The sequence below is a fragment of the Pseudomonas sp. P1.8 genome, assembly GCF_001269805.1.
Classification (GTDB): Bacteria; Pseudomonadota; Gammaproteobacteria; order Pseudomonadales; family Pseudomonadaceae; genus Aquipseudomonas.
The window spans coordinates 176411-199165 of sequence record NZ_LHVM01000019.1 but is presented as its reverse complement, the minus strand read 5'-3'; the positions used below and the strand labels follow the sequence as shown (position 1 = coordinate 199165).

General features: G+C 58.6%; 21 protein-coding genes, 4 tRNA genes and 1 pseudogene. 17 read left to right on the top strand and 9 right to left on the bottom strand.

Annotated elements, in window-relative coordinates; translation table 11 throughout:
- The first annotated feature begins 167 nt into the window (after positions 1–167).
- From AD668_RS21535 to AD668_RS21515, 5 genes are all read left to right on the top strand, one after another.
- Positions 168–968, top strand: coding sequence for an alpha/beta fold hydrolase (locus tag AD668_RS21535; protein ID WP_053161987.1), 801 nt, complete (start codon positions 168–170; stop codon positions 966–968).
- Positions 965–1819, top strand: coding sequence for an alpha/beta hydrolase (locus tag AD668_RS21530; protein ID WP_053161985.1), 855 nt, complete (start codon positions 965–967; stop codon positions 1817–1819). The genes AD668_RS21535 and AD668_RS21530 overlap by 4 nt, the downstream gene beginning before the upstream one ends.
- A 50-nt stretch (positions 1820–1869) precedes the next feature.
- On the top strand, positions 1870–2529 hold the full coding sequence (locus tag AD668_RS21525; RefSeq protein ID WP_053161983.1) for a glutathione S-transferase family protein: 660 nt from the start codon (positions 1870–1872) through the stop codon (positions 2527–2529).
- An 8-nt stretch (positions 2530–2537) separates the two neighbouring features.
- The gene (locus tag AD668_RS21520; RefSeq protein WP_053161981.1) at positions 2538–3344 is read left to right on the top strand and encodes a DUF4892 domain-containing protein; all 807 of its coding nucleotides are present in this window, start codon (positions 2538–2540) and stop codon (positions 3342–3344) included.
- A 69-nt stretch (positions 3345–3413) separates the two neighbouring features.
- A complete protein-coding gene (locus AD668_RS21515; protein ID WP_053161979.1) occupies positions 3414–4469 on the top strand; it encodes an AI-2E family transporter in 1056 nt (351 codons plus the stop codon).
- A gap of 143 nt (positions 4470–4612) precedes the next feature.
- Here the strand turns inward: AD668_RS21515 and xopAW are convergent, their stop codons facing one another.
- The 3 genes from xopAW to AD668_RS21500 form a co-directional block, all read right to left on the bottom strand.
- A complete protein-coding gene (gene xopAW, locus AD668_RS21510) occupies positions 4613–5260 on the bottom strand; it encodes a XopAW family type III secretion system calcium-binding effector (protein WP_053161977.1) in 648 nt (215 codons plus the stop codon).
- A 111-nt stretch (positions 5261–5371) separates the two neighbouring features.
- Positions 5372–6421, bottom strand: a complete 1050-nt coding sequence (locus tag AD668_RS21505; RefSeq protein ID WP_053161975.1) for a HAMP domain-containing sensor histidine kinase — start codon at positions 6419–6421, stop codon at positions 5372–5374.
- Positions 6421–7179, bottom strand: a complete 759-nt coding sequence (locus AD668_RS21500; RefSeq protein ID WP_053162109.1) for a response regulator — start codon at positions 7177–7179, stop codon at positions 6421–6423. Before AD668_RS21500 ends, AD668_RS21505 begins: the two co-directional genes overlap by 1 nt.
- Positions 7180–7474: 295 nt before the next feature.
- Here AD668_RS21500 and pyrF point away from each other — a divergent pair, with 295 nt between their 5' ends.
- The gene (pyrF, locus tag AD668_RS21495; protein ID WP_172681853.1) at positions 7475–8173 is read left to right on the top strand and encodes an orotidine-5'-phosphate decarboxylase; all 699 of its coding nucleotides are present in this window, start codon (positions 7475–7477) and stop codon (positions 8171–8173) included.
- Between the two features lie 106 nt (positions 8174–8279).
- On the opposite strand, the gene AD668_RS21490 is transcribed toward pyrF, so the two are convergent.
- Positions 8280–9284 carry an NADP-dependent oxidoreductase gene (locus tag AD668_RS21490; protein ID WP_053161971.1) on the bottom strand — a complete coding sequence of 335 codons (1005 nt, stop codon included), beginning with the start codon at positions 9282–9284 and terminating at the stop codon, positions 8280–8282.
- A gap of 235 nt (positions 9285–9519) precedes the next feature.
- Here AD668_RS21490 and AD668_RS21485 point away from each other — a divergent pair, with 235 nt between their 5' ends.
- The 4 genes and pseudogenes from AD668_RS21485 (at position 9520) to AD668_RS30395 (ending at position 13889) form a co-directional block, all read left to right on the top strand.
- Positions 9520–10281 (top strand): SDR family oxidoreductase, encoded by a 762-nt coding sequence (locus AD668_RS21485; protein ID WP_053161970.1) that lies wholly within the window; start codon positions 9520–9522, stop codon positions 10279–10281.
- Positions 10282–10460: 179 nt separating this feature from the next.
- Positions 10461–11834, top strand: coding sequence for a PLP-dependent aminotransferase family protein (locus tag AD668_RS21480; protein WP_053161968.1), 1374 nt, complete (start codon positions 10461–10463; stop codon positions 11832–11834).
- Positions 11835–11942: 108 nt separating this feature from the next.
- Positions 11943–13031 (top strand): annotated as a pseudogene (locus AD668_RS30400) (HAMP domain-containing protein); the annotation flags it as partial.
- Positions 13008–13889, top strand: a complete 882-nt coding sequence (locus AD668_RS30395; RefSeq protein WP_371259838.1) for a methyl-accepting chemotaxis protein — start codon at positions 13008–13010, stop codon at positions 13887–13889. The pseudogene AD668_RS30400 and the gene AD668_RS30395, both read left to right, overlap by 24 nt.
- Before the next feature lie 64 nt (positions 13890–13953).
- Here the strand turns inward: AD668_RS30395 and AD668_RS21470 are convergent, their stop codons facing one another.
- On the bottom strand, positions 13954–14712 hold the full coding sequence (locus AD668_RS21470; RefSeq protein ID WP_053161963.1) for a hypothetical protein: 759 nt from the start codon (positions 14710–14712) through the stop codon (positions 13954–13956).
- Positions 14713–15097: 385 nt separating this feature from the next.
- Here AD668_RS21470 and AD668_RS21465 point away from each other — a divergent pair.
- From AD668_RS21465 to AD668_RS21450, 4 genes are all read left to right on the top strand, one after another.
- A tRNA-Glu gene (locus AD668_RS21465) sits at positions 15098–15173 on the top strand.
- Between the two features lie 2 nt (positions 15174–15175).
- Positions 15176–15251, top strand: a tRNA-Gly gene (locus AD668_RS21460).
- A 104-nt stretch (positions 15252–15355) separates the two neighbouring features.
- A tRNA-Glu gene (locus AD668_RS21455) sits at positions 15356–15431 on the top strand.
- A gap of 3 nt (positions 15432–15434) precedes the next feature.
- A tRNA-Gly gene (locus tag AD668_RS21450) sits at positions 15435–15510 on the top strand.
- Positions 15511–15629: 119 nt separating this feature from the next.
- Here AD668_RS21450 and AD668_RS21445 read toward each other — a convergent pair.
- The gene (locus AD668_RS21445; RefSeq protein ID WP_053161961.1) at positions 15630–16268 is read right to left on the bottom strand and encodes a LysE family translocator; all 639 of its coding nucleotides are present in this window, start codon (positions 16266–16268) and stop codon (positions 15630–15632) included.
- Positions 16269–16348: 80 nt separating this feature from the next.
- Complete coding sequence (locus AD668_RS21440) at positions 16349–16975, bottom strand: serine-tRNA(Ala) deacylase AlaX (protein ID WP_053161959.1); 627 nt, start codon at positions 16973–16975, stop codon at positions 16349–16351.
- Positions 16976–17064: 89 nt separating this feature from the next.
- Between AD668_RS21440 and AD668_RS21435 the strand changes: the two genes are divergently transcribed.
- Positions 17065–18063, top strand: coding sequence for a LysR family transcriptional regulator (locus AD668_RS21435; protein WP_053161957.1), 999 nt, complete (start codon positions 17065–17067; stop codon positions 18061–18063).
- Positions 18064–18214: 151 nt separating this feature from the next.
- Here AD668_RS21435 and AD668_RS21430 read toward each other — a convergent pair whose 3' ends face one another.
- Together AD668_RS21430 and AD668_RS21425 are read right to left on the bottom strand one after the other, a co-directional pair.
- Positions 18215–18622 (bottom strand): PA2817 family protein, encoded by a 408-nt coding sequence (locus tag AD668_RS21430; RefSeq protein WP_053161955.1) that lies wholly within the window; start codon positions 18620–18622, stop codon positions 18215–18217.
- 74 nt (positions 18623–18696) lie between these two features.
- Positions 18697–21144, bottom strand: a complete 2448-nt coding sequence (locus AD668_RS21425; protein ID WP_053161953.1) for an acyl-CoA dehydrogenase — start codon at positions 21142–21144, stop codon at positions 18697–18699.
- A 241-nt stretch (positions 21145–21385) separates the two neighbouring features.
- Here AD668_RS21425 and AD668_RS21420 point away from each other — a divergent pair, with 241 nt between their 5' ends.
- Together AD668_RS21420 and AD668_RS21415 are read left to right on the top strand one after the other, a co-directional pair.
- Positions 21386–22045 (top strand): transglutaminase family protein, encoded by a 660-nt coding sequence (locus AD668_RS21420; RefSeq protein WP_053161951.1) that lies wholly within the window; start codon positions 21386–21388, stop codon positions 22043–22045.
- Between the two features lie 43 nt (positions 22046–22088).
- Positions 22089–22712, top strand: a complete 624-nt coding sequence (locus AD668_RS21415) for a glutathione S-transferase family protein (protein WP_053161949.1) — start codon at positions 22089–22091, stop codon at positions 22710–22712.
- Positions 22713–22755: the final 43 nt, after the last annotated feature.

Genomic DNA, 22755 nt, shown 5'->3' with positions numbered 1-22755 from the left:
TTACCGGGAAAACGCGGTGCGCTTGAGTTCATCGCGAGCCAGCTCGCTCCTACAGGGATCGGTATTCGTATGGCCGGACTGTCATCATTCCTGTCAGTTACGGTCATTGCTGCCGGACGCTCTCTTGCGGACAATCAACGCCTGTTCTCGCTCATGGATTTGCAGGTATGTCGCAACAGATATTTTTCGCCCACGCCAACGGTTTTCCTTCCGGAACCTACGGCAAACTGTTTGCGGCGCTGGCGCCCGAGTATCAGGTGACGCATCTGGAGCAGCACGCCCATGATCCGCGTTTCCCGGCGGACGATAACTGGTACAACCTGGTGGATGAGCTGATTCATCACCTGCAGCAACAGTCGGAACCGGTGTGGGGCGTGGGCCATTCCTTCGGTGGGGTTCTGCATCTGCATGCGGCGCTGCGTTGCCCCGAGCTGTATCGAGGCGTGGTCATGCTTGATTCGCCAGTACTGACCCGCACTGATCAATGGGTCATTCGTGCGGCCAAGCGCTTTGGTTTCATTGATCGATTGACACCGGCCGGGCGCACGTTGGGTCGACGAGAGGAGTTTTCCGACCTCGAAAGCGCCCGTCGCTATTTCGCCGGCAAAACCCTGTTTCGCAGCTTCGACCCGGAATGCTTCGATGCGTACCTGCACTACGGATTGCACAAGGTTGGCGACAAGCTGCGCCTGCGTTTCGATCCTGCAACGGAAATCAGTATCTACCGCGGCGTGCCGCACACCAGTCCTGGCAGAACGCGCCAGTTGAAGGTGCCGCTGGCAGTGGTTCGCGGAAATAAAAGCAAGGTAGTGATGCGTCATCACGCCAGTTCCGTCGGGCGCATGCCGTTGGGTGAGTCCCTGAGCATGCCTGGTGGCCATATGTTTCCCCTCGAACGCCCGCAGGACACCGCCGCAATGCTCAAGGGCCTGTTCGATCGCTGGGTTGGCCGTCAGGATTGCGCATGAGCAAGGTCGTCGAGGAAGTCCGTCTGAGCCTGCCGCACATCGAGCTGGCGGCGCACTTGTTCGGCCCTGAAAACGGATTGCCGGTGATTGCCTTGCACGGCTGGCTGGACAACGCCAACAGTTTCTCCCGCCTGGCGCCCAAGCTCAAAGGTTTGCGCATCATTGCCCTGGACATGGCCGGTCACGGTCATTCCGGGCATCGTCCGGCAGGGGCTGGCTATGCAATGTGGGACTACGCCCACGATGTGCTGCAAGTGGCCGAACAACTCGGACTCAAGCGGTTTGCGCTGCTGGGGCACTCCATGGGCGCCATCGCTTCGTTGATCATCGCCGGTTCCTTGCCGGAGCGAGTGACCCATCTGGCCTTGATCGACGGCCTCATTCCTCCTACAGACAACGTTGAAAATGCCGCCGAGCGCATGGGTATGGCCCTGCAAGCGCAACTGGAGCTGCGGGAAAAACGCAAACCGGTGTACAACACGCTCGAGCGCGCCATCGAAGCGCGCATGAAAGGTGTGGTGGCTGTCAGCCGTGAAGCAGCCGAACTGTTGGCCCAGCGTGGGCTCATGCCGGTGCCGGGCGGTTACACCTGGCGCACTGACAATCGCCTGACGCTGCCATCGCCGCTGCGTCTTACAACCGAACAGGCGATGGCGTTCGTCCAGCGAATCAGGTGCCCTGCAAAACTGGTGGTGGCTGCCGACGGTATGCTCGCCCGACAAACGGAGTTGCTCAAGCGTCTACCCTTTAGCCGTGAACAGCTGCCAGGCGGCCATCATCTACACCTGAATGATGAGACCGGTGCCGATCTTGTCGCAGACTGTTTCAATCGGTTCTTCGCCATTCCTTGACTTGCACCGGGCAACTGTCGAGGCTGGGCGGGTTGAAATGGGAGACAACCATGATAGATCTCTACACCGCTGCGACCCCGAATGGCCACAAGGTCTCTATCGTGCTCGAGGAACTCGGCCTGCCCTATACGGTGCATGCCTTGAGTTTCGACAAAAAGGAACAGAAATCCCCGGACTTCCTCAAGATCAACCCCAATGGCCGGATTCCGGCGATTGTCGACCGCGCCAACGGCGATTTTGCCGTATTCGAGTCCGGCGCTATCCTGATTTACCTTGCTGAAATGACCGGAAAACTGTTGCCTGCCGACCCCAAGGGGCGCTCGGTGGTGTTGCAGTGGCTGATGTTCCAGATGGGTGGGATCGGGCCGATGCAGGGGCAGGCCAACGTGTTTTTCCGGTATTTTCCGGAAAGACTGCAGGGCGCCATTGACCGTTATCAACACGAAACCCGGCGCCTTTACGAGGTGCTTGATACTCGTCTGCAAACCGTGGAGTTTCTTGCCGGCGAATACAGCATTGCCGACATCGCGACGTTTCCATGGGTGCGGGGCTACGAGTGGTCAGGCGTCTCGGTGGACGGCTTGACGGCGTTGCAACGCTGGATGGCAACCATGGAGGCGCGTGCGGCGGTGCAGCGTGGTTTGCAGGTGCCTCAGCGCGCCGATGAAGCCAGTATCGTCAAGGGTGCCCAGGCCATGCTGATCCGATGAGTTTATCCATGCGTTCAATCACCCTGCTGGCGCTGTGCTGTTTCAGTCCATTGTTGCTTGCCGCCGATCTACCGGGCAGTCAGGACCTGCCGATCGTGCCGCGTATGGTCGACGCCCAGATTGTCGATTACCGCCCACCGGCGGAACTGGAGCGGATCTACCCGCTGGGCTCGATTCGTAAAATCAGCGGCCAATTGCGTTTCGATGGCCAGGTCAGCGCCCGAGGGCAGGCCACTTCGGTGACCTACGAGCTGCCGCCGGAACACACATCCAACGACGCCTTCACTGCCGCCCGCGAAGCCTTGCAGAAGCAGGACGCGCAATTGCTGTTCTGGTGCCAGGCCCGTGATTGCGGTGAAAGCAGCCTGTGGGCCAATGAAGTCTTCGGCAACGCCAAGTTGTATGGCGCCGATGATCAGCAAGCCTATTTGCTGTTGCGCCTGGCAGCACCACAGGACAACACGCTGGTGGCGCTTTACAGCATCACCCGTGGCAATCGCAAAGCCTACTTGCATGTCGAACAGTTCAACGCTTCGGCGCCGCTGGGCGATCTGCTGCCAACGTCTGCGACCTTGCTGCGTGAACTCAAAAGCACCGGTGAACTCGATTTTCCGAAACTGACCGAGGCGCCTGACGAGACCTGGCTGCGCCTGATTTCCCGGGGGCTGAACCTGGACACCACGCTGCGGGTCAGTATTTCCGGGGCCAATGCCGAGGCCTGGCGTCAGGCCTTGATCACACAAGGTGTGAGGACGGCCAGAATGGAAACCGGCAGTGCCGACGGCTCTGGCCTGCACATCGAACTATTGCGGTAGGCTTTACCGGGTGAACGTGCACGCCACGTTCGCCTACTCTTTTGCTGACAGATTTTTTCGGGATTTCAAATGCTCAATAACGATCGCCTGTTGGTGCAGATCCTGCTCGTGGCGCTGTTCGGCGCGAGTTTATGGGTGATGGCGCCGTTCTGGTCGGCGTTGTTCTGGGGAGCAGTGCTGGCGTTTGCCAGTTGGCCACTGATGCGATTGCTGACCCGCTGGCTCAATGGCCGCGAGTCCCTCGCGGCCGCATTGTTGACCTTCGGCTGGATGGTGCTGGTCGCGGCGCCCCTGGTTTGGCTGGGTTTCAACCTGGCGGATCATGTGCGTGATGCCACGGTATTCATCAAGGACGTTCAGGTCGATGGTTTGCCGCATGCACCGGTGTGGCTGGGCGCTATTCCCCTGGTGGGCGAACGTCTGGTCGTAATCTGGAACAGTATCGATCAGCAGGGCGCGGCGATGATGGTGTCGATCAAGCCGTATCTGGGGCAGGTCGGCAATTGGTTCCTGGCGCGCAGTGCGCAGATCGGTGGCGGTATTCTCGAGCTGACGCTGAGTATCGTCTTCGTGTTCTTTTTCTATCGCGACGGGCCGCGGCTGGCGGCGTTTGTTCACAGCTTGCTGGAGCGGTTGATCGGCCAGCGTGCCGGTTATTACATCGAACTGGTGGCCGGTACGGTGCAACGAGTGGTCAACGGCGTGATCGGCACGGCGGCGGCCCAGGCAATCCTGGCGTTGATCGGTTTCCTGATTGCCGGAGTACCGGGGGCTCTGGTGCTCGGTATCGTGACTTTCCTGCTCAGTCTGATCCCCATGGGCCCACCGCTGGTGTGGATTCCTGCCACGGCATGGCTGGCCTGGAAAGGCGAATACGGAATGGCCATGTTCCTGGGGGCCTGGGGCATGTTCATCATCAGTGGCGTCGACAACGTACTCAAGCCTTACCTGATCAGTCGCGGCGGTAATCTGCCGCTGGTCATCGTGCTGCTCGGAGTGTTTGGCGGCTTGATTGCGTTTGGCTTTATCGGCCTGTTCATCGGGCCTACTCTGCTGGCAGTGGCTTACAGCCTGTTGACTGACTGGAGCAAGAGCCAGGCGCGGGTTGAAGATCGCCGCCCCTGAGTTCCTGGAGCAAACAAAGCCCACTGAAGCTGTCACGAGGTCAGTGGGCTTTTTGTTGAGGGTTCATGGCCACTTCGCGAGCAAGCTTTCCTGCGTCGACGCAGATCCACTGTAGGAGCGAACTCGCTCGCGATGTGTTTGCATCAAGCCGCCACGTTCAGGTGTATCCCAACGCTCGTCACATTGTCGAGCGAGTACAGCTTGCTCAAATTGGCGATCATTTTCTGTAATGCCTCGTTGCCGCTCGATTGAGCTGAGGTACTGTCAGTGTTCTGTTCACGACCCGTCTTCAAGGCTGTTATGAGTTCGTCGCTGCTGACTCCACCGCTACCATCGCTGTCCAGCGCCGTGAACAGGGTCGTGCTGTTGTCGGTGATGGTCGATGAGTCGCGGTCGCTCGCCTGCAAGGCATTCAGTTCATCGCTACTGATGACACCATCCCCGTTGGCGTCGAGAGCACTGATCAGCGCATCGGCAAGTTCGGCGTCGGCCGGTGCATTGCCGGGCGGTGGCGGCGGGGGAGCCATGGCGGCCATTTCTTCACTGCTCAGGCTGCCGCTTTCGTCGCTGTCAAGGTCGGCAAAGTTCTCGCTCAGGCTGACCAGCAAGCCATCGTCTGACTTCTGCGACAGGGCGCTACCGAGTTCATCCTGATCCACCGAACCATCGCTGTTGCTGTCGAGCCTGGCCAGCAACTCTTCCTGGAACTGCTGGCTGCGGGCGCTGTTGGTTGCCGCGTTGCTAGTGTTGGTGCTGGTATAGCTGGTGTAGTTGCTGATGCTGCCGATCATTGGGCTCACTCCCTGGAATCGAAAACCGGTGGGTGTACCGGCTTATGTAGGCTCACGGGGGGAGTTGTCGCGGGTGTGTGGGGTTTGTACCGACTGGTACACACTGCGTAATCAACCTCGGGGCAGTTGAATAACGGCGGTCAAGCCACCGCCCGGTGTTTCTTCCAGGCTCAAGTTTGCGCCCATTCGCTGGGCAGCTTCGCGCGCAATGGTCATGCCCAGTCCAACACCGCCGGAGTTGCGATTACGCGATCCCTCAAGGCGAAAGAAGGGTTCAAACACCGCTTCGCGCTGATCCGCGGCGATACCCGGGCCATGGTCGATGACGCGGATCAGCAGGTGGTCGCGATGGTCTTCCAGGCTGATCAACGCCTGCCCGGCATAGCGCAGGGCATTGTCCATGAGGTTATTGATGCAGGAGCGCAGCGCCATCGGCTGCACGCGCAACGGCGCACAGTGTCCGCTGGACTGCACGTCGGCACCCTGGTCCTGGGCATTTTCGCTGAGGGATTCAACCAGTGCCTGCACATCCATCCTCTGCAAGGCCTCGCTGGTACGTTGCTCGTGGAGATAAGTCAGGGTTGAATCGAGCATGCTGATCATGTCGTCCAGGTCCTGGCGCATCTGACCTTGCAGTTGCTCGTCGTCGATTTTTTCCAGTCGCAGCTTGAGCCGCGACAGCGGCGTACGCAGGTCATGGGACACGGCGCCAAGCATGCGCGAGCGCTGATTCACTTGCTCGATGATGCGACGCTGCATCTTGTTGAAGGTGTGTGCCGCTTGCCGCGCTTCCCGCGGGCCGGACTCATCCAGAGGCGGGCTGTCGAGGTTTTCGCTCAGACGCTCGGCCGCATCGCTCAGGCGCTGGATTGGGCGGCTGAGCAACTTGGCACCGTACCAGGCGGCGATGATCAGCGTGATCAGCTGAAACGTCAGAGGCACGACGGGGCCGCCGAACCAGGGGCGCGCAGGCCGCTCTTCAAAGCGTGGATCCGCTGGCGGGCGGGCCCCATCCGTGCTTTCGGGAAACTCCGGCGGTGGTGGCGGCGGCGGTGGACCGTAATGATGAAACCAGGCAAAGGCCAGCAGGTGCGCGAGGATAATCGCCAGCAGTAGCACGCCAAACAGGCGGCCGAAAAGCGTATCGAAGCGCCTGCGCATCAGCCGATGTCTCGTGCATCAAACAGGTAACCCTCACCGCGAACGGTCTTGATCAGATGCGGCGCTTTAGGGTCATCGCCGAGCTTCTGGCGCAGGCGTGAGACCAACAAATCAATGCTGCGATCAAAGGCTTCAATCGAACGACCGCGTGCGGCATCGAGCAATTGTTCACGGCTGAGCACCCGGCGCGGGCGTTCGATAAATACCCAGAGCAGGCGGAACTCGGCGTTGGACAGCGGCACCACCAGCCCATTGTCAGCGATCAACTGGCGCAACACGCTGTTCAGGCGCCAGTTATCGAAGCGAATGTTCGCCCGCTGTTCGCTGCGGTCGTCACGCACTCGACGCAAAATGGTCTGGATGCGTGCCACCAGCTCCCGGGGCTCGAACGGCTTGGCCATGTAGTCATCGGCGCCCAGTTCGAGGCCGATGATACGGTCGGTCGGCTCGCAACGAGCCGTGAGCATCAGGATCGGGATATCCGACTCGGCGCGTAGCCAGCGACATAGCGACAGTCCGTCTTCGCCGGGAAGCATCAGGTCGAGCACCACCACATCGAAATGCTCCGCCTGCATCGCCTGCCTCATGGCAGTGCCGTCGGTGACGCCGCTGGCGTGGATGTTGAACCGGGCCAGATAGTCGATCATCAGTTCGCGGATCGGGACATCATCGTCGACGATCAGGGCGCGAATGCTCCAGCGCTTGTCGTCGCCGGGCGCTTTTTGGTCGTCGTTCACAGGAGCTTGGGTGTTGTGCATGCGTGCATTCATCTGCCAGTAGGCTGCCAACCACAAAGATGGGCCGCGAGGTTGTGGTTCCAGCATAGGCGTCCGGCCCGGAGGCGGGAAGTGCTGTAGTAAGGACGTATTGCGGTTGGCGAGGGTAGCGGGCATGGGTGTTGTGGGCGTGTCGTGTGTGTATCGGACTCGACACAATTGCCGCAACGGCTAGTCTTGCCTGAGCCATCTCGACGATTTACCGATCATCGGGTCCCGCAGGGGCGCTGGTTCCGCTACAATGCGCGCCGATTTCGACTTGCCTGAGAGCCCACTCATGTCCGCCTGCCAGACTCCTATCATCGTCGCCCTGGATTTCCCCACCCGTGACGCCGCACTGAAGCTGGCCGATCAGTTGGACCCGAAGCTGTGCCGGGTCAAAGTCGGTAAAGAACTGTTTACCAGCTGCGCCTCGGAAATTGTCGGAACCCTGCGGGACAAGGGTTTCGAAGTGTTCCTGGACCTCAAGTTCCACGACATTCCGAACACCACCGCCATGGCCGTCAAGGCTGCCGCGGAAATGGGCGTATGGATGGTCAATGTGCATTGCTCCGGTGGTATGCGCATGATGGCGGCCTGCCGTGAAGTACTGGACAAGCGCAGCGGCCCACAGCCACTGCTGATCGGCGTGACCGTACTGACCAGCATGGAACGTGAGGATCTGGCGGGTATCGGACTCGATATCGAGCCGCAGGAGCAGGTGCTGCGTCTGGCTGCACTGGCGCAAAAAGCCGGCATGGACGGTCTGGTGTGTTCGGCCCTGGAAGCCCAGGCGCTGAAATCGGCACACCCGTCGCTGCAACTGGTGACTCCGGGGATTCGTCCGGCGGGCAGCGCCCAGGACGATCAGCGCCGCATTCTGACGCCGCGTCAGGCACTGGATGCCGGTTCCGACTATCTGGTGATTGGTCGCCCGATCAGCCAAGCGGCGGATCCGGCCACGGCGCTGGCTTCGGTAGTGGCCGACCTGGCGTAAACATCAAAGCTGTAGGAGCCGGCTTGCTGGCGATCGCGTCACCACGGTTTACCTGTGTAATCGCGGTGATGCGATCGCTGGCAAGCCAGCTCCTACAAGGGCAACGTTAAACCTTCAGCACCAACTTCCCGAAATTCTCCCCGCTGAACAACTTCATCAGCGTCTCTGGAAAAGTCTCCAGACCTTCGACAATGTCTTCCTTGCTCTTGAGTTGCCCTTTGGCCATCCAGCCGGCCATTTCCTGCCCGGCAGCGGCGAACTGTGCGGCATAGTCCATCACCACAAACCCTTCCATCCGCGCACGGTTGACCAGCAGCGACAGGTAGTTGGCTGGGCCTTTGACCGCTTCCTTGTTGTTGTACTGGCTGATCGCACCGCAAATCACCACCCGCGCTTTCATGTTCAGACGGCTCAACACGGCGTCGAGAATGTCGCCACCGACGTTATCGAAATACACGTCCACACCTTTCGGGCACTCGCGTTTGAGGCCGGCGATCACATCTTCGTTCTTGTAATCGATTACTCCGTCAAACCCCAGTTCATCGACCAGGAACTTGCACTTGTCCGCGCCACCGGCGATGCCGACGACCCGGCATCCTTTGATCTTGGCGATCTGACCGGCAATGCTGCCCACTGCCCCCGCCGCGCCTGAGAGCACCACCGTGTCACCGGCTTTCGGAGCGCCGACGTCGAGCAGGGCGAAATATGCAGTCATCCCGGTCATGCCCAGCGCAGACAAGTAGCGCGGTAGCGGTGCCAGATTCGGATCGACCTTGTAAAAACCTCGCGGCTCACCGAGGAAATAATCCTGCACTCCGAGGGCACCGTTGACGTAGTCGCCGACGGCAAAACCCGGGTTATTCGAGGCGACGACCTTGCCTACACCCAATGCCCGCATGACTTCGCCGAGACCGACTGGCGGGATGTAGGACTTGCCTTCGTTCATCCAGCCACGCATCGCCGGGTCCAGGGACAGGTATTGGTTTTTTACCAGGATCTGACCCGCCGCCGGTTCGCCGACTGGAACTTCCTGATAGGTGAACGTCTCGCGAGTCGCTGCGCCGACCGGGCGTTTGGCGAGCAGGAATTGGCGGTTGGTCTGGGTAGTCATGACAGGCACTCAAGATGAATGAAGCCTTGTTGATAGCTGCTTAAGCGAGCGGTCGCAAGACCGGCTGATGTGGCGAATACATGCCGATCCAGTGCGGTGATGGAGAAGCCGGTAGTTTCATCACTGCAACTCATGGCCGCTTAACCGGCCTTCTGATAGTGCTGCCGCGCTCAAGGCCCCTGTGTCTAGACTGGGGGCACGCAAACTCCGGCTTCTTCTTTACGAGGACATAACAATGAGCATGACCTTTTCCGGCCAGGTGGCAGTGGTGACAGGTGCAGCGGCGGGCATTGGTCGCGCAACTGCTCAGGCATTCGCAGCCGAAGGCCTGAAGGTAGTAGTGGCCGATATGGATGCGGCGGGGGGCGAAGGCACGGTGGCGCTGATTCGTACGGCCGGTGGCGAAGCGACCTTCGTACGCTGCAACGTTACACTCGAAAACGAAGTGAAAAATCTGATGGATGAGGTGATCAATACCTACGGCCGCCTCGACTATGCCTTCAACAATGCCGGCATTGAGATCGAAAAAGGCAAGCTTGCCGAAGGTACCGTCGACGAATTCGACGCGATCATGGGCGTCAATGTCAAAGGCGTCTGGCTGTGCATGAAGTACCAGTTGCCATTGTTGTTGGACCAGGGTGGCGGTGCGATCGTCAATACCGCTTCAGTCGCCGGCCTCGGGGCGGCGCCAAAAATGAGCATCTACGCGGCATCCAAACATGCAGTGATTGGTCTGACCAAATCGGCCGCCATCGAATACGCCAAGAAAAAGATCCGGGTGAACGCAGTATGTCCGGCAGTCATCGATACCGACATGTTCCGTCGAGCCTATGAAGCAGACCCGAAAAAGGGCGAGTTCGCCAATGCCATGCACCCGGTAGGTCGCATTGGCAAGGTCGAGGAGATTGCCAGCGCGGTGCTGTATCTGTGCAGCGACGGGGCGGCCTTCACCACGGGGCATTCGTTGGCGGTAGACGGTGGCGTCACCGCATTCTGAAATCGCTCGATGCAAGAATGAACCCGCCGTCGTGCGGGTTTTTTCTTGGGATCGAGAAAGCTTCGATAATGTGTTTCAAACGGTAAGAAATTCAGTGTTTGGTGTCTTTCGCGCACATTCCGTTCAGCGTTCCTGTGATTAACTGCGCCCGGCAAAAACGAACAGGAGTTTGCTTGCTCATGGAGTTGAGAATTGATCGACAGGCATTGGTGCCGGTCGTACAGCAAATCGTTGATGCATTGACCTGCTGGCTTCGCTCCAGTGCAGTAACGCCCGGCGTGCGCTTGCCTTCGGTGCGGCAAATCGCACGAATCAATTTGCTCAGCCAGTCGAGTGTTTCAGAGGCCTGCGACCGTCTGGTCACACAAGGCTTGCTCCTGTCATGTCATCGGGGCGGCTATTGGGTTGCCGATCTGGCGGCGCTCGTGCAGGAGAGCTCGGAGGAAAGGGGAGCAATCAAGCCTGTCTCAACGTTGAGCGAGTTGCGATTGGGTTGCGGCGGATTACCCGAGAGCTGGCGCGAGACAGACGATCTGGGGTATGCGATTCGCCAGGTCAGCCGCACCGACATGGCTGGACTTTTCAACTACAGCACGCCATTGGGGTTGCCAGCTTTGCGCCAGCAGATCCTCAAGCGCCTCAAACAGTTGGGTATCGAGGCGTCGGATAATCGAATCGTGACTACGGCAGGGGCCAGTCAAGGGCTCGACCTGATTGTACGAACGTTGTTCAAGCCGGGCGATCAGGTAGTCGTTGAAAGCCCGGGCCATCCCTTGTTGTTCGATCTGCTCAAACTACATGGCATCGGCCTGGTCGAGGTGCCACGAACCCCGCGTGGGCCGGAACTGGAGGTCCTTGAGCAGTTGATACTCAAGCACCGGCCCCGGGGGCTGTTCATCAATAGCTTCCACCACAACCCGACCGGCAGCAGTGTTACCCCGCTCATGGCGAGAAAGATTCTGCAACTGGTCAATAACCATGATGTTCTGTTGATCGAAGACGATGTCTACGCGGATTTCTACACCGGCCCCGGTACGCGATTAGCAGCACTGGATGAAAACGTGATTTACGTCGGCAGTTACTCCAAGACATTGAGCAGTTCCTTGCGGGTCGGTTTCGTGGTGGCCAACGCCGGGATTGTTTCGCGCCTGGCCGAGATCAAGATGATCAGCAGCATGGGGGGGTCTCGATTTTGCGAAGCGGTACTGGCATGTCTTTTGGCCAATGGTGCATATCGCAAGCTGGTACAGCGCCAGGAACAACGCTTGTGCAGTAACAGACTGTCTGCCTTGCAGTTGCTGGAAGACGCCGAGTGGGAGGTTTTCGGAAAGCCGGCAGGGGGGTTGTTCATTTGGGCACGTTCACGAATGTCAGACGCCGATCAGGTGCGCGAGCAGGCGCGACGCTTTGGCGTCTTGCTGTCACCGAGTTCAGCCTTCAGCCCTACCGGCCAGTCCAGTGACTGGCAGCGCATCAATGTGGCCTATGCCTGCGATCCCCGTGCGCGAGCATTCTTCCAGGCCACCGCTGCGGATCGACCTCAAACATTCTGAAAACGACGTTGGTGTAGCTTTTTGCCATTGTTCAGGCGCCAGAGCCTTGTGTTGCTGCAAGCGCATTGCGAGTCTGCGTCTACAGACGATGGCAGGAGATTGAGTGCAATGAATTCGGCCGTGCAGGGACGTTTTACCAACCTCGGTATGGCGAAAAAACTGGGTATGGGTTTTTTGCTTGTACTGTTGTTGACGGCCCTGGTGGCGAGTATTGGCATCTGGTCCCTACAAGCTATCAGCCAGCGCTTCGACGGACTGAAACAGATGTCTTCGCTCAACAGCGGTTTGCTCAAGGTGCGGCTGCTGGAGCAGGAATATGCCCTGCACGCAAACCCTGAAACCATCGACGCGTTGCACGAGGGCGTTGACGGGTTGATCGCACTGGCCACTCAGCTCAAGGCGGGGTCTTCGGCAAGCGTCGAGCAGTCCTTGGTCGCCTACCGTAAGGCTTTCGACGAGTTTGTTTCCCTCAGTCAGGCCAAAGACCTGGCGCTGGAAATGGCCAGTTGGTCAGTGTCCAGCGTGGCCAACAATCTTGATGTCCTGCAGGCTGGGCTTGCCGATGATGCTGCCTACACGCTGAAAGATTCAGACGGTAAGGACGGTGGGCAATTCATCGAGCAAGCCGGTCAGGTCAGCCAGGTTTCGCGGCTGATGCTGCAAGCCATGAATGAAGCGCGCACGCGACTGGATCAGAGCCGCAAGGGCGATGTCAGCGTCGGGCAGGGCAAAATCGAGCAGGCCAGTCAGGCGCTCATTCAGGCTGAACAGCTCAAAACCACGGTCAAGGATGAGGGCTACCAGACCGTCCTCAACGAAGTGACGGGTCACATTGCCAGCTTCAGCGACAAGCTCGCGGAGTACACCGGTCTGTTGGAGCAGGAAAAAATCGTTTACCAGAATCTTCATCAGCGCGCGGCTGAAGTGGTTGATCGGGTGGACCAGTCCTATATGGCCCAAGACCGTTCGATGCAGGCCGAGCTGAAAAAGAACACGCTTCTGATCCTCGGTTCTTCTGCTTTGGCACTGTTGGCCGGATTGATTGCAGCGTGGCTGATTACCCGGTTGATCGTGGCGCCGCTGCACAGTGTGATCCAGGTCGCCCAGCAGATTGCTGCAGGGGATTTGAGTGCGAGGATCGACGTGAACCGTCGTGACGAGATCGGTCAATTGATGCGGGCGATGCAGCAGATGGGCGCGGGACTGAACCATATTGTCAGTGGTTTGCAGTCGGGTATCGGGCAATTGGCGAGCTCTGCGCAATCGCTGTCGGCGGTAACAGAGCAGACCAATCTGGAGGTCAGCAGCCAAAAGGAAGAAACCGAACAGGTTGCCACGGCGATGAATCAAATGACCGCCACCGTGCACGACGTCGCGCGCAATGCGCAAGAGGCGGCCCAGGCCGCGCAAACGGCGGATGACAAGGTTGAAAGCGGTCAGCAAGTGGTGCGCCAGAGCATGGTGCGGATCGAACAGCTGGCGGACTCTGCCACTGCGGCCAGTTCGAGCATCGAAAGCCTGAGTGCAGAAATCCAGAATATCGGCGCAGTGTTGAGTGTGATCAAAAGTGTAGCCGAACAAACCAACCTGTTGGCGTTGAACGCGGCAATCGAGGCCGCCCGGGCTGGCGAGCAAGGTCGAGGGTTTGCGGTGGTGGCCGACGAAGTGCGCGCACTGGCCAGGCGGACCCGGCAATCAACCGAGGAAATTGAACACCTGATCAGCGCCTTGCATTCGGCAGCGCAGGAATCAGTGCGGCAGATTCAAGGCAGTGGTGAACTGGTGAAGCTGGCGGTCAGTGATGCGCTGCAGACCGAGAGCGCGCTGGGGAGCATTGCGGCGGCGGTGTCGTTGATTCAGCGGATGAACCAGCAGATTGCCGCCGCTGCCGAGGAGCAGAGCTCAGTGGCTGAGGAGATCAATCGCAGTGTCACCAGCATTCGGGCAAGCGCGGATCAATCATCGATGGCGATGCAGGGGAACGCAACGTCGAGCATTCAGTTGGCGCAGCTGGGAGTTGAACTGAAGGGGATGGTGGGGCATTTCAGGCTTTAAGCAGGAGCGAGCTCGCTCCTACAAATTTGTTGCCACCTTTGCGGTGGCTTCTCGATTTCGATGATCAGTCGTAAATCACTTTCTTCTTCCAGTCCGCATCGGCTTCAACGTCTTTGAGGCCTTCGGTCAACTGGTTGACCTCGCCCTCTACCGGCGCGATGCGATCCATGACCTGGTCGTTGGCTCGGGCCAGGAGCTTTTCCAGATACTCCAGTTGTTCAGCGTAGACCTGTGGATCCTGCTGTTTGCGCAGATACTGCACGCCGCGCTCGAACGCCAGCCGTGCCTGGCCGGGCTGATTTTGTTGCAGGGAGTGCTGGCCGAGGTTGTTGAAGAACTCTATGTGCAGCAGTACCAGAATGTGGCGGACTTCGCGGATCCAGCGTTTGGCTTCGCTGGGCGGCAAGAATCCGTCCTGGGCCGCGCGAGTAATCTGGCCGTGCAATGCTTCGAGCAGAAAGCGCACGTCCTTGGCCTTGGCTTCGGTATGGATGGGTCCGGGTGGATTATTGACCGGAATGGATTCACCCTGGCCAACGAGGGCCTCCAGCTCGGTAATCCGTGCCTTGAGATTGGCGCTGGACTTTTCCAGGTTGAGCAAGCGTTGGCAGACGTTCAGTTCCAGGCGAGTCACCAGCAGCTTGAGTGCCGGGGTCATCAATTGACCGGGAAAGGTCTCGGTGATTTCGCCGCAGCGACGCACGCGATCATTGAGTTCAAGCTTGGTACGGGCCTTTTCCAGCTTATTGTTTTCCACTACATGGTTCATGTAGCCAATGGCAATCAACAGTGCGATCCCGGCTACAACCAGCAGGGTGATCATGAGTGGTGTCACCGTTAAGACCTCTTATATAGGGTTTGCGTGCGAGTGTAGTGGCTGGGTATTCAAGCGCATAGGCTCGCACGACGGGCGAATCGGACAGGCTTGTGCCTATATCGGCCGCAGTCCCGGTTCTATAAATAATGGCACCTAACAGGCAGGTTGCCATCATTGGAGGGACTATAGCGTCTTGATGAATGCCAGAATATAGGCGTCAAACGTTGGGCATCCCAAATTCCGCCGAGGCGCCCAAAAGCGGGGCGAAGTCATTGATTTAAATAAATTTATATCTGGGGGTTGACGACTTCTCAATCCATCCATAGAATGCGCGCCACTTGCAGCGTAAAGCACACAGCGAAACGAAGCAGGTAGTGAATGTTGTACGTGTGTCCCCTTCGTCTAGTGGCCTAGGACACCGCCCTTTCACGGCGGTAACAGGGGTTCGAGTCCCCTAGGGGACGCCAATGCGGGAATAGCTCAGTTGGTAGAGCACGACCTTGCCAAGGTCGGGGTCGCGAGTTCGAGTCTCGTTTCCCGCTCCAATTTTAAACAGCGTTGCTTTCGGGCAGGGCTGAGTGAAACCAGAACCAAGTCTTCGGATGCGGGTCTGGGCACCGAAACACACACCATGTGTTCCGGGCAGCGTGTCCCCTTCGTCTAGTGGCCTAGGACACCGCCCTTTCACGGCGGTAACAGGGGTTCGAGTCCCCTAGGGGACGCCATTTGCGGGAATAGCTCAGTTGGTAGAGCACGACCTTGCCAAGGTCGGGGTCGCGAGTTCGAGTCTCGTTTCCCGCTCCATATTTAACAAAAACGCCGCTCATTGAGCGGCGTTTTTGTTTGTGCGCGATTTGTATCGATAGTTGATAAAAAAGGCCCGCCAGTCTGACTGAGCGGGCCTTATTCATGTCAGGCGCTTGTTACATCGACAGAATCAGCCTTCCGGCGAATAAAATCAGAATCACTCCCATGGTCCGTTCAAACCAGTGCCCCAGCCGCATGAACAGCAACCTCACCTGGCTGCTGGAAAAGAACAGCGCAACGATGACGAACCACAGGGCATTCACCAAACACATCCAAACGCCGTACAACGCCTGTATCTTCAGGGGTGTGGTGGCGCTGATAATCGTGGTGAAAATCGCCAGGAAAAACAGTGTGGCTTTTGGATTGGTCGCGTTGGTCAGAAAACCTGTGGAGAAGGCCTTGAAGAGCGTTTGCTCGGCTAGCGGTTCATCGCCAGCCTTTTGAACTTCCGGTAACGATTTAGGTTTGCTGCGCAGCAAGCTCACGCCGAGATACAAGATGTAGGTACCTCCCACGACTTTGGCCATCGTCAGTAGCCAGGGAATCGTGTGCATCAATGCGCCGACGCCCAGCAATGTGTAAAGCACGTGCACGGAAATACCTGCGCCGATACCCAGCGCCGTACAGACCCCGACCACTCGACCGAAGCGTACGCTCTGCCGGATTGTCACGGCGAAATCTGGCCCGGGAGCGACCACCGCTAGAAAGTGGACGGTCGCCAATGCCAGAAATTCGCCCAGGTAGTTCGAAAGCATTTCAACTCCAGACATTCAGATGTGCGCGCTATCACCGAGAAAGAAAAACGCTCGCGGGAAATGACGGCTGGGTTCTCTGCTCAGCCCACGTGATAGTGGACGGACAACGCGCCTTTCTTGTTCGAAAGGGAATCGATCGTGACAACGCCAAGGTCCTTCAGGCTTCGGACATGGGTGCCGCCACAGCCATAGGCGGGCAGCTCACCGAAACCGATTTCCCGAGCACCTTCGCGCAGCGAGGTCAGGCGCGGCAGATCGTGGCTGACCCAATGCTTGATGCCTTGCTGAACAGCCAGGGCATCGACATCCTGCGCGGAATTCCCGGGCATGAACTGAACGCGACCTTCACCTGGCCAGTGATGTGCCTTGACGGGCATCCAGCCCAAAGCCTGGACGAAGTGACCGATCAGATGACCGGCGGAGTGCATGCGTGTGTTGAGCCAGCGACTGTGTTCATCGACCCGTATGACTGTCATGCCGAGTCTTACCGGCAGGTCGACGAAATGGATGATCCGCTCGGGGTCCTGAACCACTCGCAATACCTGGCTTTCGCCAATCCAGCCTGTATCAGAAGGCTGTCCACCGCCTTGTGGGTGAAACAGGGTGGCACGCAAGACCACGGCAAACTCGTTCTCGTGAGGGATGCATTCCAGGACTTCCACGTTGGCCTTGAGCTCATCGCTATGGAAAAAAAGGCGCAGCGTCATATTTCAGGCTCGATAGAATTTCTGGTTTTTATTATAGAAAGCCTGCAAATGCGTGATAATCCAGCCAAACATCAAAGGACTGTTGCGCTGTGAGCATAAATCTTCCGCTGCCACTACTGGGTGAAATGGCAATTTTCGTCAAGGTCGTCGAGACCGGCAGCTTCTCCGAAGCGGCACGTCAATTGGGCTCTTCGCCTTCAGCGGTCAGCCGCAGCATTTCGCGGCTGGAAAAAGCGCTGGCAACTCGTCTGCTGCAGAGAACCACGCGCAAGTTACGTTTGAGCGACGGTGGTGAAGAAGTGTTCAAGCGATGCCAGGAAATGGTCAGTGCCGCCCGTTCCGTGATGGAGGTCAGTGGTCAATTTACCGACGAACCCGAGGGCCTTGTGCGTCTCAGTGTGCCAAAAGCGGTCGGTCGAATTGTGATCCACCCGCATGTGCCGGAGTTTTTGCGCCGTTATCCCAAAGTGGATGTGGAACTGTTGCTTGAGGATCGACAGGTGGATTTGATCGATGATCACGTCGACCTGGCGATTCGTATTACCGACCGCCCGCCCGTGGGATTAGTGGGGCGACAGTTGCTGACTATCGACCACCTGCTCTGCGCGACACCGCAATATCTGGCCGAACACGGTACACCGACGCACCCCCATGACTTGCTCAACCACAGCTGCATTTACCTGGGTGAAACCCCGAGCGATGCGCGCTGGAAATTCAAGAAGGGCAGCAAATCCGTCACCGTCGGTGTGCGTGGGCGATATGCCGCCAATCACACGGGCGTGCGATTTGGTGCGGTTCTGCAACACATCGGTATTGGCAGTCTGCCGTACTTCACTGCGCGCCGAGCTCTGGAGAAGGGGTTGATGGTGCAAGTGCTGCCGGACTGGACCTTTTTGGCGTCCTATCATGGCGGTGCCTGGTTGCTGCATTCACCGACCCGATATTTGCCGCCCAAGCTTAGGGTGTTGATTGATTATTTGGTGGAGTGTCTGGAGCAGGAACCGACTCTGACCAAGCCCGGCAAGTCGAGCGGTCTGAATACAGCCGTATCGGAGTATGAACTGCCGGAGAGTGACGGGTTGTTCTGAATAAAGATCAAAGATCGCAGCCTTCGGAAGCTCCTACATTGGAATGCGCTTTTCCTGTAGGAGCTGCCGAAGGCTGCGATCTTTTGATCTGCCTGAAATGAAGAGGCCCGCATGTTCAACCATGCGGGCCTTTTTCATTACGGATGCAGGATCAGTGCTTGCTGTCCTGGTTCGACAGCGCCAGCAGTTGTTTCTCCTGGTTCCAGTCGAAAGGCTCGTCATTCTGCTCGGCTTCGAAGCGACGTTCTTCCAGTGCCTGATACAGGTCGATTTCTTCATCGGCCAAGTAGTGCAGGCAGTCACCGGCGAAATACCACAGCAGATCCCGTGGAATCAGGTGGGCGATTTGCGGATAACGGGAAATGACTTGAGTCAGGATGTCCTGGCCCAGGTATTGGCTTTCGATCGGATCGATCGGCAGTGACGCCAGCAGTTCGTCGAAGCGCTCCAGGAACAAGGCATGGCTTTCTTCGGGAACCTGTTCGGCCTCACCTACGGCGACCAGGATGCTGCGCAGGTGGTCGAGTAAAACGAGATGATCGGCAACGATGTTGGACACGAGATAAGTCCTCAAGAGCAAAACGGGCGCCGGAGTATAAAGCTCCAGCGCCCGTTTTTACATGCCTGGGTAGATCAGCGGACCTTGCGGTCGGCCAGTGCCAGTTCCTCTTTATCGAAATCGTCGACATCGATCACTTTGCGCTGTGCTGCTTCTGCCTCCCGCAGGGTTTGTGCTTCCACCGGTTGCAACACACCAGCCTCCAGCGCGGCGTCGATGACATGTTCCCCGGCAACCGGTTTGAGCTGACCACTTTTGAGCGCTAAATGCAGTTTTTTCTGCAAGGGCTGCGCTGTGCTCAACAGGTTGCAGGCATGTTGCAGGGCCCCGACCGCATCGTCGGGCGACTGTGGGCGATAGCAGCCCAAGAGCAATTCCTCCAGGGCCGGGTCGCCTTTGGCGCGGCCGCTAATTGCAGCCACTTCGGCACCGAGGCTGTCGGACGGTCCTTTGTGCCGGCGACCGAGCGGGAACACGATCACTCGCAGCAGGCAGCCCACAACTCTATTCGGGAAGTTGTTCAGCAGTTCATCCATGGCCCGTTCGGCCTGCCCCAGACTTTCTTCCATGGCCCAGGTCAGCAGCGGTGTCATGTACTCCGGCGCGTCGAGGTCGTGATAACGCTTGAGCGCGGCGGATGCCAGGTAAAGATTGCTCAGGATGTCACCGAGTCGTGCGGAGAGGCGTTCGCGGCGTTTCAGTGCGCCGCCCAGCAACATCATGCTGAGGTCGGCGAGCAAGGCAAAAGCGGCGGCCTGACGATTGAGGGCGCGGAAATAACCCTGGCTGAGTTTGTCGCCGGGCGTGTGCTCCAAGTGTCCAAAACCGAGGTTCAGCACCAACGTGCTGGCGGCGTTACTCACGGCAAAACCGATGTGCTGGAGCAGCAGGTCGTCAAACTCCTTGAGTGCCTGATCCTTGTCTTCGCGGCCGGCGAGGGCCATTTCCTTTAGCACAAAGGGATGGCAGCGAATCGCGCCCTGACCGAAGATCATCAGGTTGCGCGAAAGAATGTTCGCGCCCTCGACGGTGATGAAAATCGGCGCACCGCACCATTTGCGCGCGAGGTAATTGTTCGGCCCCTCAATGATCGCCTTGCCGCCGTGCACGTCCATGGCATCGCTGATGCAATCGCGGGCCCGCTCGGTGAGGTGGTACTTGAGAATGGCCGACAGGACCGACGGCTTCTCACCCAGATCCACGGCGTTGGCAGTCAGCATGCGGGCGGCGTCCATCATCCAGGCGTTGCCGCCGATACGGGCCATGGCTTCCTGGATGCCTTCGAACGCGGCAATCGGGACGTTGAACTGTTCGCGAATCTGCGCGTACTGGCCCGTCACCAGGCTGGTGAACTTGGCCATACCGGAACCCACCGCCGGCAGGGAAATCGAGCGCCCGACCGACAGGCAATTCATCAGCATCATCCAGCCCTTGCCGAGCATTTCCTGACCGCCGATGAGGAACTCCAGCGGTACGAACACATCCTTGCCCGCATTCGGACCGTTCATGAAGGCAGCGCCCAAAGGCAGGTGGCGGCGACCGATATCGACGCCGGGAAGATCGGTTGGAATCAGCGCCAGGCTGATGCCCAGGTCTTCCTTGTCGCCCAACAGATGATCCGGGTCGTAGGCCTTGAATGCCAGGCCGAGGAGGGTGGCGACCGGTCCGAGGGTGATGTAGCGCTTTTCCCAGTTCAGGCGCAGGCCCAGGGTTTCCTGGCCTTCCCACTCACCTTTGCAGATTACCCCGGTGTCGGGCATGCCGCCGGCATCGGAACCGGCCAAGGGCCCAGTGAGGGCGAAACAGGGAATGTCGTCACCCCGTGCCAGGCGCGGCAGGTAGTGGTTGCGTTGTTCATCGGTGCCGTAGTGCAGTAGCAGTTCGGCCGGGCCGAGGGAGTTGGGGACCATCACGGTGGAGGCGAGGTCGCCGCTGTGGCTGGCCAGTTTCATCGCGACTTGCGAGTGGGCATAGGCCGAGAAGCCCTTACCACCAAACTCCTTGGGAATGATCAGGGCGAAGAAACCTTTGTCCTTGATAAAGGCCCAGGCCTCGGCAGGAAGATCCATGGTCTGGCCCAGCTCCCAGTCACTGACCATGGCGCACAGTTCTTCTGTCGGGCCGTCGATGAAGGCCTGTTCTTCTTCGTTCAATTGCACTTTGGGGTAGGAAAGCAGTTTGTTCCAGTCCGGACGGCCGCTGAACAACTCGCCATCCCACCACACCGTACCGGCATCGATGGCGTCGCGTTCGGTTTGCGACATCGGTGGCAGGGTTTTCTGGAACCAGTCGAACATCGGTGCGCTGAAGAATTTACGGCGCAGGTCGGGCAGCAACAAGGGGGCGGCAATTGCCGCGATCAATACCCAGAAAATCAGCAGCAGCCAGCCCGGTGCGTGGCTGAAGGCCCCCATGGCCACGACATAGACAGCCACGATGCCCAGGGCAGGCAGAGGCGCAATGCGGCGGTGAGCCAAATAGGCAATCCCGACCACCAGAACCAGTATCCACAACAGCAGCATATTTAATCCTCCGTGAACCCAGGGCAAAACAACCCTCAGAGCTTAGACGGCATCCGAAAAACCGGTTGGTCGCGGCATGTGACTGAAGTCGTGAGAAACCCTGGATGAATTTCGTCGCCCCGAGTGGTGGCGGGCGCAGGAAATTTGAGCGAGCGGCATAGCGCCCATGTTTGGCCGAAACGTCGTTATCTCTGTGCTCAACCTCTGGTTAGACTCGAGACTTCCCCAGGAGATTGTTCTCATGCACGAGTATCTGCGTCCCGGCCGCTTCATCGATAGTGACCACCCGTGCGTGGTGGAGTTCGCCGAAAAACACCGTGGTGCCCGCCGCGACCCGCTTGAGCAGGCGATCAATCTCTATTACGCCGTGCGCGAGGCGGTGCGCTACAACCCCTACACTTTCAGCCGCGACCCGCAAACCTTGCGCGGCAGTTATGCGCTGGCGACCGGCGAAAGTTACTGCGTGCCCAAAGCCACTTTGCTGGCAGGTGCTGCGCGACATTGCGGCATTCCTGCACGGATCGGTCTGGCGGACGTGCGCAATCATTTGTCCACGCCTCGCCTGCTTGAGTTACTCAAGAGCGACATGTTTGCCATGCACGGCTACACCGAGTTCTATTTGAATGATCGCTGGGTCAAGGCCACACCCGCGTTCAATCAGAAACTCTGCGAGCTGTTCAATGTGGCGCCGCTGGAGTTCGACGGGATCAACGACAGTGTTTTCCACCCGTACAACCGTGATGGCGAGAAGCTGATGGAATATCTGGTCGATCATGGCCAGTTTGCCGATGTGCCGGAACAGTTCTTTTTCGAGCACCTGGAAAAGTGTTATCCGCACTTGTTCGGCGATCAGCTGACACCGCTGCTGGGTGACATGCAGAGCGATTTGAGTCGCGCGTGATCCGGCGTATGCTGCCTGCCCACTTATGGAAAAAGAGGCGGTCATGCTGAAGATCTGGGGTCGGAAAAATTCGTCGAATGTCAGAAAGCCGCTGTGGGCCGCCGAAGAATTGGGGCTGGCCTATGAAACCATCGATGCGGGCGGCGCCTTTGGTGTCGTCGATACGCCTGAGTACCGTGTGATGAACCCCAACGGCCGTGTACCGGTCATTGAAGATGACGGCTTTGTCCTGTGGGAATCCAATGCCATCGTGCGCTACCTGATGGCCCGCCACGCCAGCGGCACAGCCTGGTACCCGGCGGACCTGCAGGCCCGCGCCAGCGCCGACAAGTGGATGGACTGGACTACCTCAAATCTCGCCGGCCCGTTCCGCACCGTGTTCTGGGGCGTGCTGCGCACCCCCGCCGACCAACAGGACTGGCCCGCGATCAAGGCGGCGATCAAAGAGTGCGAGACCCTGCTGGCGATGGCCGACCAGGCGCTGGCGGACAAACCCTGGCTGTCCGGTGACGAGATCGGCATGGGCGACATTCCCCTGGGCAGTTTCATTTATGCCTGGTTCGAGATGCCGATCGAGCGTGCGCCGCAGCCTCATCTGGAGGCCTGGTACGCCCGGTTGAAACAGCGTCCGGCGTATCGCAAGGCCGTTATGACCGCGTTGACTTAATACTCACTATCGACACACTTGACTGTACTTGTGTGGCGGCGAC